The sequence below is a fragment of the Bacillus sp. LK2 genome, from assembly GCF_001043575.1.
GTDB lineage: Bacteria > Bacillota > Bacilli > Bacillales > Bacillaceae_G > Bacillus_A > Bacillus_A paramycoides.
The window spans coordinates 250,747-267,722 of the sequence record NZ_LDUK01000021.1; the positions used below are offsets into that span (position 1 = coordinate 250,747).

Annotated in this window: 19 protein-coding genes; 7 read left to right on the plus strand and 12 right to left on the minus strand. The window is 35.6% G+C overall.

Annotation, left to right across the window (positions count from 1 at the left end):
- Positions 1-15: 15 nt before the first annotated feature.
- Positions 16-1,206 carry a serine-type D-Ala-D-Ala carboxypeptidase DacF gene (dacF, locus tag VK90_RS16215; protein ID WP_002173304.1) on the minus strand — a complete coding sequence of 397 codons (1,191 nt, stop codon included), beginning with the start codon at positions 1,204-1,206 and terminating at the stop codon, positions 16-18.
- A gap of 166 nt (positions 1,207-1,372) precedes the next feature.
- On the opposite strand from dacF, the gene VK90_RS16220 reads away from it, so the two are divergent.
- From VK90_RS16220 to VK90_RS16235, 4 genes are read left to right on the plus strand one after another with little or no spacing between them, the layout of a single operon-like run.
- On the plus strand, positions 1,373-1,792 hold the full coding sequence (locus tag VK90_RS16220) for a GntR family transcriptional regulator (RefSeq protein ID WP_025150145.1): 420 nt from the start codon (positions 1,373-1,375) through the stop codon (positions 1,790-1,792).
- Positions 1,758-2,639, plus strand: a complete 882-nt coding sequence (locus tag VK90_RS16225) for an ABC transporter ATP-binding protein (protein ID WP_048374096.1) — start codon at positions 1,758-1,760, stop codon at positions 2,637-2,639. Before VK90_RS16220 ends, VK90_RS16225 begins: the two co-directional genes overlap by 35 nt.
- Positions 2,629-3,690, plus strand: coding sequence for an ABC transporter permease subunit (locus VK90_RS16230; RefSeq protein ID WP_048374097.1), 1,062 nt, complete (start codon positions 2,629-2,631; stop codon positions 3,688-3,690). Before VK90_RS16225 ends, VK90_RS16230 begins: the two co-directional genes overlap by 11 nt.
- Positions 3,691-3,702: 12 nt before the next feature.
- On the plus strand, positions 3,703-4,767 hold the full coding sequence (locus VK90_RS16235; RefSeq protein ID WP_048374098.1) for an ABC-2 transporter permease: 1,065 nt from the start codon (positions 3,703-3,705) through the stop codon (positions 4,765-4,767).
- Between the two features lie 25 nt (positions 4,768-4,792).
- Here the strand turns inward: VK90_RS16235 and VK90_RS16240 are convergent, their stop codons facing one another.
- Positions 4,793-5,338: a hypothetical protein gene (locus tag VK90_RS16240; RefSeq protein WP_048374099.1), complete on the minus strand. Its 546-nt coding sequence runs from the start codon at positions 5,336-5,338 to the stop codon at positions 4,793-4,795.
- Positions 5,339-5,438: 100 nt separating this feature from the next.
- A complete protein-coding gene (locus VK90_RS16245) occupies positions 5,439-5,858 on the minus strand; it encodes a MarR family winged helix-turn-helix transcriptional regulator (RefSeq protein ID WP_025150140.1) in 420 nt (139 codons plus the stop codon).
- A 264-nt stretch (positions 5,859-6,122) separates the two neighbouring features.
- On the opposite strand from VK90_RS16245, the gene VK90_RS16250 reads away from it, so the two are divergent.
- Positions 6,123-6,794 (plus strand): SIMPL domain-containing protein, encoded by a 672-nt coding sequence (locus tag VK90_RS16250; RefSeq protein ID WP_048374100.1) that lies wholly within the window; start codon positions 6,123-6,125, stop codon positions 6,792-6,794.
- Positions 6,795-6,928: 134 nt separating this feature from the next.
- Entirely contained in the window at positions 6,929-8,218 is a 1,290-nt protein-coding gene (locus VK90_RS16255) for an NCS2 family permease (RefSeq protein WP_048374101.1), read from the plus strand.
- Positions 8,219-8,251: 33 nt separating this feature from the next.
- Here the strand turns inward: VK90_RS16255 and corA are convergent, their stop codons facing one another.
- The 9 genes from corA to spoIIM form a co-directional block, all read right to left on the minus strand.
- Positions 8,252-9,214 (minus strand): magnesium/cobalt transporter CorA, encoded by a 963-nt coding sequence (corA, locus tag VK90_RS16260; protein WP_048374213.1) that lies wholly within the window; start codon positions 9,212-9,214, stop codon positions 8,252-8,254.
- Positions 9,215-9,274: 60 nt separating this feature from the next.
- Positions 9,275-10,579, minus strand: a complete 1,305-nt coding sequence (locus VK90_RS16265; RefSeq protein ID WP_048374102.1) for a pyrimidine-nucleoside phosphorylase — start codon at positions 10,577-10,579, stop codon at positions 9,275-9,277.
- Positions 10,580-10,586: 7 nt separating this feature from the next.
- Positions 10,587-11,408: a purine-nucleoside phosphorylase gene (locus VK90_RS16270; RefSeq protein WP_025150135.1), complete on the minus strand. Its 822-nt coding sequence runs from the start codon at positions 11,406-11,408 to the stop codon at positions 10,587-10,589.
- A gap of 12 nt (positions 11,409-11,420) precedes the next feature.
- A complete protein-coding gene (gene deoB, locus VK90_RS16275; RefSeq protein ID WP_048374103.1) occupies positions 11,421-12,605 on the minus strand; it encodes a phosphopentomutase in 1,185 nt (394 codons plus the stop codon).
- 363 nt (positions 12,606-12,968) lie between these two features.
- Entirely contained in the window at positions 12,969-13,709 is a 741-nt protein-coding gene (locus tag VK90_RS16280; protein WP_048374104.1) for a FixH family protein, read from the minus strand.
- A gap of 148 nt (positions 13,710-13,857) precedes the next feature.
- Complete coding sequence (xerD, locus tag VK90_RS16285) at positions 13,858-14,748, minus strand: site-specific tyrosine recombinase XerD (RefSeq protein WP_002173319.1); 891 nt, start codon at positions 14,746-14,748, stop codon at positions 13,858-13,860.
- A 6-nt stretch (positions 14,749-14,754) separates the two neighbouring features.
- Entirely contained in the window at positions 14,755-14,985 is a 231-nt protein-coding gene (locus VK90_RS16290) for a YqzK family protein (RefSeq protein WP_001250436.1), read from the minus strand.
- A gap of 103 nt (positions 14,986-15,088) precedes the next feature.
- A complete protein-coding gene (fur, locus tag VK90_RS16295; protein WP_000392654.1) occupies positions 15,089-15,544 on the minus strand; it encodes a ferric iron uptake transcriptional regulator in 456 nt (151 codons plus the stop codon).
- Between the two features lie 107 nt (positions 15,545-15,651).
- On the minus strand, positions 15,652-16,269 hold the full coding sequence (spoIIM, locus tag VK90_RS16300) for a stage II sporulation protein M (protein WP_231595869.1): 618 nt from the start codon (positions 16,267-16,269) through the stop codon (positions 15,652-15,654).
- A gap of 155 nt (positions 16,270-16,424) precedes the next feature.
- Between spoIIM and VK90_RS16305 the strand changes: the two genes are divergently transcribed.
- Entirely contained in the window at positions 16,425-16,976 is a 552-nt protein-coding gene (locus VK90_RS16305) for a GNAT family N-acetyltransferase (RefSeq protein ID WP_002173321.1), read from the plus strand.

Sequence of the window (16,976 nt, forward strand, 5' to 3'; positions counted from 1 at the left end):
GCAAAATTCCCGCCGCTATTTTGATGTTGAAAACATCCCAAAACTTCTTTTAAATAATTCCCACCAGCTTGCTGCAGCAACATCTTCTTTTGCTACAATTGTTTGTTTTAATAAAACATCTTTATCTTTTTTAATAACGAGTGTACCAAGTGCATCACCTTTTTTAATTGGTGCCTTTACTTTCTTTTCAGCAATCACTTCTTGTTTTACCTTGTCCATATTTTCGCCCTTCTTCATAAGAAGAGACACATTGTCTGACGCAACTAAATCTACTTTTTCTTTTTTACCTTTTCCTACTTGTACAGTCTTAATTTTCTCGCCACGTGTATACAATTTCTTTGTCATATATTGTCCAAATGCATAGTCAAGAAGCTTTGTTACTTGATTGTTCCGCTCTTTTGACGTAGGTGCTCCCATGACAACTGAAATAACACGCATTCCATTTTTTTCAGCTGATGCTGTTAAACAATATTTCGCTTCTGTCGTAAAACCCGTCTTCACTCCATCTACTCCAGGATAAAAACGAACTAACTTATTCGTATTAACGAGCCAAAATTTCTTATCCGTATTTTCACGTAAATAGTCTTCATACTTACCTGTATATTTTCGAATAAGTGGATACTTCATCAACTCTTTCGCCATAATAGCCATATCATTCGCTGTGGAATAATGATTTTTCGCTGGAAGACCTGTCGGATTTTGAAAATGTGTATTTTTCAGTCCTAGATCTTTCGCTTTTTTGTTCATCATATTTACGAATCCTTCTTCTGAACCAGCGATATGCTCAGCTACTGCAACAGATGCATCATTTCCAGATGCAATCGCAATGCCCTTTAGCATTTCATTTACAGTCATCTCTTCCCCAGGCTCTAGAAAAATTTGTGATCCACCCATTGAAGCTGCGTGTTCACTCGCTCTAACTTTATCGTTTAGTTTTAGTTTTCCTTTTTCAACTTGTTCCATAATTAATAGCATTGTCATAATCTTCGTCATACTAGCAGGTGGTAACTTTTCATTCGGATTTTTATCAAACAAAACTTTACCTGTATCTTGCTCAATTACGATTGCTGACGACGCTTGTTCGGCTAACTTCGGTGCTGTTTCTTCTGTTTTCTCCTGCTTCGTTTTCTCAGATTGTGCGAAACTAACTGAAGTACCAGAAAGCAATAACATGAAACAAACAAGTATTCCAAAAACTCGCTTCATGACTAACCCTCCATTCTATATCAAACCTATTTTTTCCAATTTATACATTTTTAATACCATATTTTTCTATCATTTTCAGTTGACAAATAAATTCATCGCCTATATTGTATTAAGTGTATTACACACAGTAGTACACTTAATACTCATCAGGAAGGAGACATTGCTCTTGCATATTCAACTTGATCCAAGAAGCAACACTCCGATATGGGAACAAATTGTCCAAAATGTAAAAGAACTCGTATTGAAAAACATGTTAGCTCCAAGTGATAAGCTTCCTTCTGTACGCGAGCTCGCATCTTTGCTCGTTATAAATCCAAATACAGTAAGCAAAGCTTATCAAGAATTAGAGCGACAAGGAATTATTGAAACATTACGAGGGAAAGGAACATTTGTATCCCAATCGATTACCCCAACATTAGACGAAAGGAAAATCGCTATGGTTGAAAAGCAATTTCATCAATTACTACTAGAAGCCTCTTATCTTGGGATTACGAAAGATAAAATTCACGATTGGATAGATTCATACTACAAAGAGATTGGAGGAAGTACAGATGCTGAAAGTGACAAACTTGAAGAAAACAATTGATAATCAAACAATTTTAGACGATGTTTCTTTCACATTACAAAAAGGTAGTATCGTCGGATTGCTCGGTAGAAACGGTGCAGGGAAAACAACTTTATTACGAACGATGGTCGGCATTTTAGACCCCGATGAAGGCACTGTTACATATGAGGATACAGATGTTCATATGCAGCCGGAAATTAAACAAAAAGTTGTATATGTTCCGGATTCTACTAACATACTGAACGGATATACAGTAAAGGAAATCGTGAAGTTTTATAAAGCCGTTTATACAGCATTCGATGAACAATATTTTTATGAAATATTAGAACGTTTTAACTTGCCGAACAAACGAATCCGTAGCTATTCAAAAGGAATGAAAGCACTGCTTGCCATCATTTTAGCTTTCGCTGCAAAAGCAGAATATATTATTTTAGATGAACCGACAAACGGGCTTGATCCTATCATTAAAAGACAAATCCTACAATTTCTCGTTGAAGAAGTAGCAGAGAAAGAAATTACGATTTTCATCTCTACTCATCATTTAGATGAAGTTGAAAAAATCGCAGATATAATCATTATTTTAAAAGGGCATACAGTAGATTCTATTACGTCACTAGACGATGCAAAATCACGATTTGCTAAAATACAAGTTGCTTACGAACGATCATTACCTCAAAAACTAGAAAACTTAAGCAATATTAAAATATTAAATCAAACGGGAAAAGTATATACGATTTTAATCGAAGGAAATGTAGCTGTAACGCTTGAGAAGTTTTATAAAGAGCAACCTATACTCATTGAAGAATTAACAATGTCACTTGAAGATGTCTTCGTTACGACACTGAAGGAGGATGGGTATGTTTCATAAAGCGTTGTGGATGTGGAATTGGAAGCGCGGGAAATATGCTGTATTACTATTCTTCTTTTATACTCTTTATCTTCTATCTTTCGGATACTATAAAGCAGCTCAGCGACAACTTGCTAATTATTATAAATTACATGAAAAGGGAACGTTCTATTATGATTATGCTTTTTGGCAAAATACAGGTAATAGTTTTTCGATAACTATTCTTATTATCTCTATTGCTTGTCTATTAATAGGATGGGAACGTAGCAACCAGTCTAATGCACTACTTATGACAATGCCATTTAAAAGAAAAGATATTTTCTTATCTAAATGGGCTTTCGGTTCATTCTGGATTGTAGGGTCTCTTCTTGTAAACTGGATTGTTATGTACTTAATTTATAGAACAACAATTCATTTTGATTATCAATCATTTGAACCATTTCATCGATACTTTCTTTATGCAATTGTTTCATATGTTGCAGTATATACAGCTGCATTATGTATTGGTACCTTTACTGGAAGCGTTGTTTCACAAGTCGCTTTTTGTATTCCTTGGTTACTAATGGGTCTTACATTTATTTCATTACTATACAATTTTACAATAAATCATTTAGATGCCCAAAATAGTAGAAACTCTTCCTTATATGAAAGTCTTTCTGAAATAAATAATAAAACAAATATAGTTGTACCAATATATAATTTTTCTATTTATTACGATTATGATCCAAAATCACGTAAAAAAGAAAAAGATTCAACTGCTTTAAGAGATCCAGCATCTTATAGTTACTATTCGGCTAAATGCATGCTAGTCCCTATTTTTTATACAATTTTTTACTTACTACTTGGAACATATTTATATACGCGATCACCAAATGAAAACAGTCAAAAGATATTTATTTTCCAAAAACATTTAAAACTATGGATATGGGGGACAACCATTTACTTTGCATTACTAGGTGGCTATAAAATAACTCAATTCAATTTCTTACTTAACTACTATATAGGTTTGTTTCTCGCTGGAATCATTACTTATGTTGTATTATCACGCCTAACAAATTATAAAGTTTTTTAAAGGAGAGATCCTATGTTTCAAAAAGCACTATGGCTAAGAACGTATCAACAAAGTAAATATGTTGTATGGCTATTTTGGCTCGTCAGCTTCTATACTTTGTCATATAAATACTATATGACTTCTATTCAACAACAACACTTTTTAAATATGAATAAAAAATGGAAATACATATATCATTACAACTTTGATTTATCACTTATAGACCCTGTCATATTTCAAGGTGGTACACTTATCGTACTCGCCTGTACATTAATTGGCTGGGAAAGACAAAGTAACTCTAGTGACTTGTTATGGTCTATGCCCTTTAAACGTTCACACCTTTATATAACAAAATGGTTGTTTGGAATCTGTAATATCGTTGCGATTGTCGTTTTAAACTGGGGACTATTTGCTATTATGAAAAAGTTGACTTTTCATAATAAATATCAAGTATTTTCCCCATTTCATAGTTATTTTATATACATGTTAATTGTATTAATCGCTATTTATACACTTGCCTTATGCATAGGAACAATTGCCGGGAATATTATATCGCAAGGATTTCTTACTGCAGCTATATTAATCTTCCCTGCTTTCCTTCCATTACTTATTTCTGGAGTCATTGCTGTTCACTCAAATACTGAATTTCATGAGGACAATAGCAATATACAACGTCGTATAGAAAACATACGTATTTCTGGTCCAGCAGAAAATTTTTATATTGACTTTAATTATGATCCACAAAGCGCTTATACCGATTCAGATGGAGTGCGTCATAACGAACCAAATTTCACAAGGATTCCACCAGCAAAAACATTAATTGGACCTATTGCACATATCATTATTTTGTTACCACTCGGGATGTATTTATATATTCGTTCAGCCAATGAACGAAATGGTAACTATTTATTATATCCAAAACTACAAAAAGTAGTTATGGCTTGTGCTATTTTCTTTGGCGGGATCGTTGGAGGTTTAATACTAAGTCGTGCACAGTCATTGTCCAGCTTTTACATCGGATTTTTGGCGGCTAGTTTAATTATGTATTTCCTCCTACCTAAAATATTAAAATGGAAAGTCTCTTGGAATTTCAAATAAAATAACCTCCTCGCTAAGAGCGAGGTTATTTTACATTCTCTCTCCTATCCCCATACACCATCTCTTCTTTCATCCCAAATCCATCACCATTTTGTACAATTTGTTCTGTCGGTGCGACTACACTTTCAGCAATTTTCCATTTCCCATTTTCTTTCACAAATACTTGTAGAAAATAGTTCATACCATTAAGTTGATATGCATTTTCTTTTTTCACGTTATAATGCACCGCAATGTAGTACACTTGAATATTTTCTTTCCCTGCTTTTGATACGTATTGCGATAATCTCGGAATGTACATAGATGCTTTCTTAAACGGCAATTGCTTCGCTTTAACGAGCTCTGAATTTGTTACATTACGCAATGTGTCCTGATTACGAATATTATCGCTGTGATGGAATAATACTGCATTTTGCATAGAACGAACCCATAATTTCGAATATAAGACCGTATTATCATTTTCAATATACTTCACTTCTTTTTGCACCACTTGAATAGGGGTATCGGCGTACGTGAATGTATGAAAACAGAAAAAACTTCCAAGTAAAATGGTAAGTGCAGCAATATATTTCATAATCTTTCCTCCGATCTTTTTAATTAAAGTATCGGAGTTTCAAAATGTTTTTATTCAAAAGAAAAAGGATAGGAAAGCTCTCGCTTCCTATCCTCATTTATTATAATACGCGGCCAAATAGTTCTAAAACCATTTCTATCTCTTGGTCGCTCCAACCTTTAAATCTATCTTTATAATATTCTTTACGTACAGCTTCAAGTTTTTCAGTTACTTCTCGTCCGTGTTCTGTAATTTCTAAGTACACGATACGACGATCTGAATTTGAACGTTTTCTTTCTACAAATCCTTTTCGTACGAGACGATCTGTTACAGCTGTAATATGACTGGAGGTTACGTTTACTTCACTCGCAATTTGCGAAGCCATCTGTGGACTTTTTAAAAACAACGCACGTAGGACAGAGAATTCATTATATGGCATATGCTCTGAAAAACGTGTATTAATATCATTTTGTAATAAACGTATCATCTTTCGAAATGATGCAGATAAATCTAAAATCAGTGTTTCTCTTTTTTCGTTCACTAGCCTCGTCCCTTTTTTATCATATTTACACATATTATAATCTATAAATACCTCTGTTGTATATGCTTTATTTCCTCATCATTCTCATTTATGTAACTTTTTTCATACGATTTTCTTTTTTGTTCACACATATACATATAAAGTAAAACTTTAATCAGTGGGGAGGTCTCCATCCCCCACTAATTATTAGCCCACACCAATCGGGCTTTTACGGGCAGTCTTACTGTCCGCAAATAGCGGGATAAAAAAGGATGGTGATGTAAAATGCAAGGTGGAATGAATCCGTATTTACATAATATCCGTACGACAAATGCTGGTAAAGAAGCTACTATTACTGTACAAGGAGAAGGCATTGTAAAAGCAAAACCAAATGTTGTTATATTAACACTCGGAATTCGAACAGATAGTAAAAATGTAAAACAGGCGCAAGAAGAAAATGCGATACAATCGAAACAATTGCTGGATGCACTCAAACAGCTCGGTATTGCCGATAAAGATATAGAAACCATTTCTTATACGATTACTCCTCAATACGAATATGTAAATGATAAAGCATTACTACAAGGATACCGTGTGGAGCATTTGTATGAAATTACCGTTTTAAATGTGCAAAAAGCAGGGGAAGTATATGATATAGCCGTTTCGAATGGTGCAAATGTAGCAAAAGGGTTACGTTTTCGAATATCTCATCCAAATAAATATTATGAGCAAGCTCTCATTCAGGCTCTGCAACAAGCAGTAGACAAAGCTCGTACAATTGCGAGTACATACAATTTAAATATTAATCCTGTTCCACTGTCATTCGTTGAAGAATCTGTCCAATTACCACGGGAGGTTGCATCCTATGCTACTTTGCAAGCGCACGCAGCTCCTCCCATTCAATCAGGAGAATTAGAAATCATTTCATCTATCCGGGCTATTTTTACTTATTTATAAATAATTTCATTTATAAGTAACCGTTATCATTTTCGTTGTTGTAAAAACATGATGTTCTGATATAATAAAGGACGGTGAGCTCTTACAAAAGAGATATCACGGGTGGGAGAGGGATATGAAAAAGAAGGTTTAACATGAAAGGAATACTTGAAAGAACATTTAAATTAGACTTACACGAAACATCACCAAAACAAGAAGTTTTAGCTGGAGTTACGTCATTTTTCACGATCGTTTATATTATGATTGTAAATGCGTCAATCTTATCAGATGCCGGCATTCCTCTTGAGGCAGGAATCTTGGCAACTGTTTTTAGTTCATTTGTCGGATGTCTACTCATGGCATTTTGGGCAAATGCACCTGCTATTCTTGTCCCTGGTATGGGTGTAAATGCATTCTTCACGTACACTGCTGTGCATACGCTCGGTTTAACTTGGCAAGAAGCATTAGCTGCTGTCTTTATCTCTGGTATTATTTTTGCAATTGCCGCGTTTACACCGATTGCTCGCGTGCTTTCGGTATCGATTCCAAAGTCATTAAAGGAAGCGATCACTGTCGGTATCGGGTTATTTTTAGCTTTCATCGGCTTGCAAAAAGGTGGTTTAGTCGTTTCGCATCCTACTACTGCTGTAGCAATGGGGAAATTAAGTAGTCCTGTCGTTCTTGCAACACTACTTACTCTTATTGTAGCACTTGTGCTATTTGTGCGTAACGTACGTGGAAACTTTTTATGGACGATTGCAATTGGAACTGGTATTGCATGGCTGTTCGGCCTTGTAGATACGAGTCAAGTGGGAAATAGTTCGTTTTCATTCGCTAATTACGGCGATGTATTTGGAGCTATGTCATTTGGGAAACTTTCTTCCTTACCGTTTTGGATTGCAACATTCTCCTTAAGCATGGTGCTTATTTTTGAGAACATGGGGCTTTTACACGGTTTATTAGAAGATGACCGTAAATTCCCACGTGCTTACCAAGCAAATGCAATTTCAGCAATGACATGTGGTCTATTTGGCACAAGCCCTACCGTTTCAACTGTAGAGAGTGCTGCAGGTATTACCGCAGGCGGAAAGACAGGTCTGACGTCTATCGTTACAGGATTGTTATTCTTCGCATCACTGTTTGCGCTTCCGTTTGTCAAACTAATTCCTAATAGTGCCATTGCACCAATCTTAATTATTATTGGCGGCCTGATGATTACAAGCATTCAAAAAATTCCTCTGAACGACTTTTCAGAAGGATTTCCAGCGTTTTTAATTATCGTTATGATTCCGTTCACATATAGTATCGCTGATGGCATTGCGTTCGGATTTATTGCTTATCCTATCTTGAAAGTTGCTCTTGGAAAGCGTAAAGAAGTCGCACCATCCATGTATATCATTACATGTTTATTCTTAGCCATGTTCGTATTACACGCTATTGGCTAGTAAAAAAACACCGAGTATTTCTCGGTGTTTTTTTTACTTAAACCATCCTTTTTTGTAAAACCAAACCATCATTCCTCCGCCAATTAAAGCCATTAAAAATAAACAAATAAAATAACTATACTGTCCGCCAAGCTCTGGCATATGCGAAAAGTTCATGCCATATACCCCTGCAATAAATGTTAATGGCATGAAAATAGTCGAGAATACAGTTAATGTTTTCATAATGTTGTTCATATGGTGGGAATTCAATGAAAAGTAGCTATCTCGAATATCTGCTGTTAATTCACGGCTCGCTTCAATCATCTCTGTCAGTTTAAGCAAATGATCATGTATATCTTTAAAATAAATTTCATGATCGCTTATACCGTAAAAACGAGTTGAATTTAAAATGCGATACAATAAATCACGCATCGGAATAATCGTACGCCTTAGCTTAGATAAATCTGCACGAATATCAAATACCTCTTCTAGCACACTTCCTGCTGTCTCACCCGTTAAATTATCATCAATTGCATTTAAATGGTCTTCAATGTAATAAACAGGTGCGAAATAATCATCTACAATTTGGTCAATAATGGTATGCGCTACATGTAAAGGACTCTTCTTAATACGTTTCTTCTCACCGAGCGTTTTCCATACTCTTTCAATCGCATTGTTATGAGAAAAATGGAAAGAGACTATAAATCGATCACTAACAAATAAATCGATTTCATGCGGTTCTAATCCGTCTTCGCCGAATGCATGGAGAACTAAAAAATTATAACCATCATAAAAATCTACCTTTGGTCTTTGTACATATTCTACACAATCTTCAATTGCAAGGGGATGGAACTTAAAATGATCTTGCAAAATATATGTATACTCTTCTTTCGTCGGCTTATATAAATCAAGCCAATACCATACGATGTTTTCTTTTTGCGTTTCTTCTAGCGAAACATCATATAAAACTTCATTTTTTTTCGTTATTGCACAAATTCTAATCATAATTTCACCCATTATTATTATAAACAAAAAATAGTCAAAAAAGCCAAGGAGAAATCTCCTCAGCTTTTTTTATTACTTTGTTACAATACCGTGTACTAAAGTTGGTGCATCTATATGGTCTTTAGCGATTTTCATGTTCTCATAAATTTTCGCTTTTACGTCTTCAACATTTTCGCGGTTTGCGTAAATTGTAACAAGAGAGTCACCTTTTTTCACGCTATCGCCTACTTTTTTGCGAAGCATTAGACCAACTGCTAAATCGATTTCAGACTCTTTCGTCGCACGACCTGCCCCTAAAAGCATTGCTGCTGTTCCGATTTCATCTGCAACGATTTCCGATACATAACCGTCTTCTTTTGCTTCCACTTCAATTTTAAATTGTGCTTGTGGTAATTTAGAAGGATCATCAACAACAGATGCATCGCCGCCTTGCGCTGATAAGAACGTTTTAAATGATTCTAGCGCTTTACCGTTGTTCATTACTTCAATTAACTTTTCACGAGCATCTTCTAAAGATGAAGCTTGTCCAGCAAGGTATACCATTTGACTTCCAAGCGTTAAACATAACTCTTCTAAATCTTTTGGTCCTTTACCTTGTAATGTATCAATTGCTTCTTGTACTTCTAATGCGTTACCAATAGCCTCACCAAGTGGTTGGCTCATATCAGAAATAACTGCCATCGTATTACGACCAACGTTATTACCGATTCGTACCATTGCTTCTGCTAAACGTTTTGCATCTTCATCCGTTTTCATAAATGCTCCTGCTCCAGTTTTCACATCAAGAACGATTGCATCTGCACCAGCAGCAATTTTTTTACTCATAATCGAGCTTGCAATAAGCGGAATTGAGTTTACTGTTGCCGTTACATCACGAAGTGCATACAATTTTTTATCAGCAGGTGTTAAGTTTCCACTTTGACCGATAACAGCAATTTTATTTTCATTTACAAGACGCATGAATTCATCATTTTCAATTTCCACATGGAATCCTGGTACTGCTTCTAATTTATCAATTGTACCACCCGTATGTCCTAGACCTCGTCCAGACATTTTCGCAACTGGTACACCTAAAGCAGCTACTAATGGACCTAATACAAGTGTCGTTGTATCACCAACTCCACCTGTTGAATGCTTATCTACTTTGACCCCTTCAATGGCTGATAAGTCAATTGTATCACCGCTATTTACCATTGCCATCGTTAAATCTGCACGTTCTTGATCATTCATATCTTGGAAGAAAATTGCCATTGCAAGTGAACTTACTTGATAATCAGGAATATCACCATTTGTGTATCCCTCAACGATAAAGTTAATTTCTTCTGTCGTTAATGCATGTCCATCACGTTTTTTTGCAATTAGGTCCACCATTCTCATTGTGAAGTCACCCCTTCATTTGTTTTACGATTGCTTTTACTAGTGCTAAGAAGTTAGCTTTAACACGTTCTGTCGTTTCAATTACTTCATCATGGTGAAGTGGCTGATCTAAAATACCAGCTGCCATATTTGAAATACAAGAAATACCTAGTACTTTCATACCTGCGTGACGCGCTACAATTACTTCTGGTACTGTTGACATACCAACTGCATCTCCGCCAAGTGTACGAAGCATACGAATTTCAGCAGGTGTTTCATATACAGGACCTGTCATTCCAACGTATACACCTTCTTGTACTTTAATGTTTAAGTCTGCTGCAACTTGTTTCGCCATTTCGCGAAGTTCTGTCGTATATGATGTAGACATATCAGGGAAGCGTACACCCATTTCAGAATCATTCGGTCCGATTAATGGATTCGTACCCATGAAGTTAATGTGATCTGAAATTAACATAAGATCGCCTGGTTCAAATGATGTATTTACACCACCAGCTGCATTCGTTACAACAACTGTTTCTACACCTAGTTCTTTCATAACACGAACTGGGAATGTTACTTTTTGCATATCATATCCTTCGTAGAAATGGAAACGTCCTTGCATTGCTACTACTGTTACACCTTGAAGTGTACCAAATACTAATTGACCTGCATGACCTTCTACAGTTGAAACTGGGAATTCAGGGATTTCGCTGTATGGTACTGTTACTGCATTCTCGATTTCATCTGCTAATACACCTAGTCCAGATCCAAGGATTAGTCCTACTTGTGGTGTCTCTTGAAATTGCTCTTTTAAGTATGAAGCTGATTTTGTAATAAGTTCACGATTCATTTGTTTATCCCCCTATTTCTTTAGCTCGTTTAAGAAGCTTGTTCCGTGTTCTGGCATTTTAACGTTAAAGTTTTCTGCTACAGTTGCACCAATATCAGCAAATGTTTGACGAAGTGATAATTCTTGTCCGCCATCTTTCATGCTTGGGCTATATGCTAATAACGGCACATATTCACGTGTATGATCAGTACCGTGGTGAACTGGATCATTACCGTGGTCTGCTGTAATTAATAATAGATCATCTTCTTTTAGTTTTTCGAATACTTCTGGAAGACGTGCATCATATTCTTGTAATGCTTCTCCGTATCCTTGTGGGTCACGGCGATGACCGAATAATGCATCAAAGTCAACTAAGTTTAAGAAGCTAAGACCTGTAAAGTCCATATTTAATGTATCTACAAGCTTATCCATTCCATCCATATTAGACTTCGTACGAAGTGATTCAGTTACCCCTTCTCCATCATAAATATCAGAAATTTTACCAATAGCAATTACGTCATAATCGCTATCTTTTAGTTCATTCATGACTGTGCGACCAAATGGTTTTAACGCATAGTCATGACGATTTGGTGTACGTGTGAAGTTTCCTGGTTCTCCAACGAACGGACGAGCGATAACACGTCCTACCATGTACTTCTCATCTAATGTTAGTTCACGTGCGATTTTACAAATTTTATATAGTTCTTCAAGTGGTACTACTTCTTCATGAGCTGCGATTTGTAATACGCTATCAGCAGAAGTGTAAACGATTAAAGAACCTGTTTCCATTTGCTCTTGACCAAGCTCATCAAGAATCTCAGTTCCAGAAGCTGGCTTATTACCGATAATTTTACGGCCTGTTTTTGCCTCTAATTCATCAAGTAATTCTTTCGGGAATCCTTCAGGGAACACTTGGAATGGTGTATCAATATATAGGCCCATGATTTCCCAGTGACCTGTCATTGTATCTTTACCAGTAGATTTCTCTTGCATTTTTGTATAATATCCAAGCGGTTTCTCTACTTTAGAGATTCCTTTCATTTCACGAATGTTACCAAGACCTAGTTTCACCATGTTTGGCATTTGTAATCCATTCATATGTTCAGCAATGTGACCAATTGTATCAGAACCTAAATCACCAAATTGCTCAGCATCTGGTGCTTCACCGATCCCTACTGAGTCCATTACGACTAGGAAAATACGTTTATATTTATTCATAACTGCGACCTCCTATAAGTTCAGTTCTACTTCTTGTAGTATGTTCAAAACGCTATAAAGTGAAACTGTTATCCATAAGAATTATCTTTCGTTCTCATTGTCAAACAGTACTTCTTTAAATTCTCTAACCTATTTCGTTTTACTTGAAACGACTGAAAAACATTTCTAGTTTTTTCTAAGTCAGATGTCAGACAACTGATATTGATATCATAACATGTTTACGCTTTCTTTTTAATACATTTTCGTAGAATTTCTCATTTTCTTCACACTTCTATTGTAATCCATTCTACAAAGAAGTGCTAATCATTTTATGAATAATTTCCTAATATAAAAATAAAAAAGCGGCTCTAAAGAGCTGCTTTTTTATTTTACTTCTACTGTTTCTTCTTTATGTTCATGCAGTTCGCCTTTTCTTACATGAACTTTCACTTTGTAAGAGCCGTTCTCTTTGAAAGTATGTTTCGTTTCATACTCTCCTTTATTTCCTTCTTTCGCTGGAATAAATTCGTGTTTTTCAACACCATCTTTCCAAATCTCGAGTTGAACTTCAGCACCAGTTAACGCTTCTTCTTTTTGCATTAAATGAACTTTCATTGTTGATTCAGCATTTGCCTTTATGTCACCAGCCATAAGGTGAATCATTGTGTCACTTTTATGATCGCCATGTCCTGCACTGTGATCGCTATTTTCTTTTTTCGCATCTTCTACTTTCGCATTCCCTACAGCAACTTTGTGTTCTGGCATAACGTGCATATCACGTGCATTTGTATGAGGAATAATATGATATACTCCATCAGTTTCAAATGTTTTCTCTACAGCATAAACACCTTTCCCTTTATGCTTACCATTTAACATCTCGTGTTTTTCGTCGCCATCTTTCCAAATCTCAAACTTTACGTCATCAGCATCCGTCACTCTTTCTTTTCCTTGTGTAACAAGTGCTTGTACTTCTGTTTTTTCACCAGGTTTTATTTCTTTCGGATTCGTTTGAACTGCTACGTTTATAGCTTCAAGTTTCTGTTCTTTTTTCGGTTCTTCTTTGTTTGTATTACAGCCAGCCAGTGCTAGCATCGCGATAAATAAAGTCATAATAAGTTTTTTCATCTTCATTTCCTCCTTCATACTTTCCTTAGTATAGAGGAAATACATTGTAATATTCTAGTCTTCTGCTGAAAACAATGTACGAAATGTTTGTGAAGTTTTTGTGAAGTGCTTTACTCTTCTCAATCTATGAAAAAAAAGAGCATAATAACTATGCTCTCGGATGGAACTGTTTATATACATCTTTTAATCTAGTTTTTGAAACGTGTGTATAGATTTGCGTTGTTGAAATATCTGCATGTCCAAGCATTTCTTGTACAGCACGCAAATCTGCCCCGTTCTCTAATAAATGCGTAGCAAAAGAGTGACGCAACGTATGCGGTGTAAGCTCTTTTTCAATATTTGCTTCTTTCGCTAATCGCTTTAAAATTTTCCAAAACCCTTGTCTCGATAATCGGTTTCCATGATGGTTTAAAAAGAGCGCATCTACTGCTTTTTTCCCCATCAATTCTCTTCTACCTTTTTCAATATACTTTTGAATCGCTTCCGTCGCTAAGCTTCCTAATGGAATAATTCTTTCTTTATTCCCTTTCCCTATGCAGCGAACAAACCCCATCGTTAAGTGTACATCTTCTAAATTTAATGCAATTAATTCTGAAACACGAAGTCCTGTTGCATACAATAACTCTAACATTGCTTTATCACGAATCCCAAAAGCACTCGCCGCTTTCGGTGTTTGAAGTAACGCTTCTACTTCGTCAACAGATAATACTTTTGGTAATTTCCGTTCTCCTTGCGGCGTTTCAATATGTACCGATGGGTCATGCTCCACCGCTCGTTCACGAAGTAGAAATTGGTGAAACGAACGAATCGATGCAATATGACGTGCCAATGTTTTTGAAGACTTCCCATTTTCTTTTAAATACTGCAAAAAGTTAACAATGTGTAGGCGTGTCACTTCATGAAATGTCTTCGTCTGTTCCACATTTTGCAAATACTTCACATAGCTTTTCAAATCACGTTCGTAAGATACAACTGTATTTTTCGCTAATCCTTTTTCAACAATCATATAATGAATAAAATCTTTTAATTGATCTTCCAATCTACACTACTCCCCATTTTCATAGAAAAACATCATTCTATTTACGAAAGCATCCTTTGCCGGCTCCTCATTCCCTGATACTTTTTCTACAGTCTCTTCTTTTGGCTTTTCATAACGATGGTAACTTTCATATTCTTCATTTATCCATAGTATAGCGAAATAAAACAAAATCGTACAACTCGTAAATAATAAAAATACTTTCATCCCATCAAAAGTTAATTTCAAAGCTCGGCGCATTGTAAATTCCTCCAAAATATAAGTTATTACAACATATGCCAAGCTTTCACCGATTTATACCTTATTCAAATAAAAAACCTCTTCCTAGTTAAATAGGAAAAGGTTATTTTTCATCCGTTTCATTTTCTTGACAATTTTTACAAATCCCATGGAATGTTAAACGATGATCTTTCACCTTAAAGCTCCAGTCTCGTTCTACTTTATTCTCCACTTCACCAAGTAAATCTTCTTGTATTTCTTGTACAGCACCGCATTGTGTACAGATTAAATGATGGTGGAAACGCTGTGCACCTTCTTGGCGTAAGTCATAGCGTGAAACACCGTCTCCGAAGTTAATCTTATCGACAACTTTTAACTCAGATAATAGCTCTAAAGTTCGATAGACGGTTGCTAATCCGATCTCTGGCGACTTTTCTTTTACAAGGAGGTATACATCTTCTGCGCTTAAATGATCTTCTTCATTTTCTAGCAGCACACGAACTGTTGCTTCACGTTGTGGTGTCAATTTATAGCTCGCTGCATGTAATTGCTTCTTAATTCGTTCAATTCTTTCTTCCATTCGGTACTACTCCCTCCTCGCCACTCTTACACCATTATATCAGAAGAAGGGCTTCTGTCAAAAGAAAAAACAATAAAAACAAATTGATAATTATTCTCAAAAAGTATTTATTTTTTATTAATAGCTTCCACGACTTCTTTCATTAAAATTGGTGATGCATATGCTTCGACGCTAGAAGCGATAGCTAACACTGCTCCAATCACGAGAAAAAAGCATGTATAACGAATTAATAACGGTAATAGTGGCTCAGTTATTTTCCGGATAAATTGGTGCCTAATCATTCTCAAAGAAAAGCTTGCAGCAATTGTTGTCATAACAAGAAACACTGGAATTATAATTAAATTTTGCGGCAATACAGATACAAATGCTAATAGCAATCCATTCCATCCGTGCTGACTTACTAAAAAACCTACTGTAAATCCAACAACTACTCCTTTTAAAAATAATAAGATAAAAATAAGTGGCAATCCAATAATGGAAATCCCTAAAATCCAAATAAAGCCAATATATTTTAATTGCGAAAAGTAACTTTCTCGAAACATTTCACCCGCAATAGCAAATTCTCCTTTAGAAACTTGTCCAAAAAAACGCTGTAAATAAAATGATAAATCTTGCTTTTGGTTTATTTGTAAACTATTCACAAGAATCGCTCCAAATATTACTCCCATCAATAATAAAACAGAGTTAAATATATATAGTGAAGAATTTTCCTGTATGTGAGACATTACACGGTCTTGCCAAGTTTTTCGCCACATTTTCCTTCCCTCCGTTCACACTCTTACTAAAAATGTATGTGAGAAAGAAAAAAGTATGACGAATTAACATTGAAATTCCGCTCTACTTTGCTAAACTAAATAGTAGAGAATAGGAGGGATTTCTCTTGAAACCATTATTGTTAGATTTTCCAACATTATTTCAAACTGAGCGCTTGCAAGTACGTAAGCCGTTTCCAGGTGACGGTACAGAAGTATATGAAGCAATCCAAGCTTCTCTAGAAGACTTATTACCGTGGATGCCAATTACAGCTGAAACAGAAGAAAGTGCTGAAGAAATTGTTCGCGAAGCTCACGGACAGTTTTTACTTCGTGAAACACTTGATTTTCACTTATACGATAAAGTATCTGGTACATTCATCGGAGCTATTACTCTTAAGCCTGAAAACTGGGATATTCCAAAGTTTTCACTTCACTTCTGGTTACATAGCGCTTATACAAAGCAAGGCTATATGACAGAAGCCGTTAAAGGGGCCATTCAATTTGCCTTTGATAAACTAGGTGCTAGAAGAATTGAAATTCGTACTGATGCAACAAATGTAAATGCATGTAGCTTAGCAGAACGTCTTGAATTTATTTTAGAGGGTACTATGGAAAATGATTTCCTAGCGCCAGACGGTAGCTTACGCGATGCACGTGTATATGCGAAAATTAATTAA

Coding starts and splice junctions, on each gene's coding strand:
- VK90_RS16250 (WP_048374100.1), top strand. CDS start 6,123: ATGCAAGGTGGAATGAATCCGTATTTACATAATATCCGTACGACAAAT.
- VK90_RS16265 (WP_048374102.1), bottom strand. CDS start 10,579: ATGAGAATGGTGGACCTAATTGCAAAAAAACGTGATGGACATGCATTA.
- VK90_RS16230 (WP_048374097.1), top strand. CDS start 2,629: ATGTTTCATAAAGCGTTGTGGATGTGGAATTGGAAGCGCGGGAAATAT.
- VK90_RS16280 (WP_048374104.1), bottom strand. CDS start 13,709: ATGAAAAAACTTATTATGACTTTATTTATCGCGATGCTAGCACTGGCT.
- spoIIM (WP_231595869.1), bottom strand. CDS start 16,269: ATGTCTCACATACAGGAAAATTCTTCACTATATATATTTAACTCTGTT.
- VK90_RS16255 (WP_048374101.1), top strand. CDS start 6,929: ATGAAAGGAATACTTGAAAGAACATTTAAATTAGACTTACACGAAACA.
- VK90_RS16225 (WP_048374096.1), top strand. CDS start 1,758: ATGCTGAAAGTGACAAACTTGAAGAAAACAATTGATAATCAAACAATT.
- VK90_RS16270 (WP_025150135.1), bottom strand. CDS start 11,408: ATGAATCGTGAACTTATTACAAAATCAGCTTCATACTTAAAAGAGCAA.
- dacF (WP_002173304.1), bottom strand. CDS start 1,206: ATGAAGCGAGTTTTTGGAATACTTGTTTGTTTCATGTTATTGCTTTCT.
- corA (WP_048374213.1), bottom strand. CDS start 9,214: ATGGGTGAAATTATGATTAGAATTTGTGCAATAACGAAAAAAAATGAA.
- fur (WP_000392654.1), bottom strand. CDS start 15,544: ATGGAAGAAAGAATTGAACGAATTAAGAAGCAATTACATGCAGCGAGC.
- VK90_RS16240 (WP_048374099.1), bottom strand. CDS start 5,338: ATGAAATATATTGCTGCACTTACCATTTTACTTGGAAGTTTTTTCTGT.
- deoB (WP_048374103.1), bottom strand. CDS start 12,605: ATGAATAAATATAAACGTATTTTCCTAGTCGTAATGGACTCAGTAGGG.
- VK90_RS16235 (WP_048374098.1), top strand. CDS start 3,703: ATGTTTCAAAAAGCACTATGGCTAAGAACGTATCAACAAAGTAAATAT.
- VK90_RS16290 (WP_001250436.1), bottom strand. CDS start 14,985: ATGCGCCGAGCTTTGAAATTAACTTTTGATGGGATGAAAGTATTTTTA.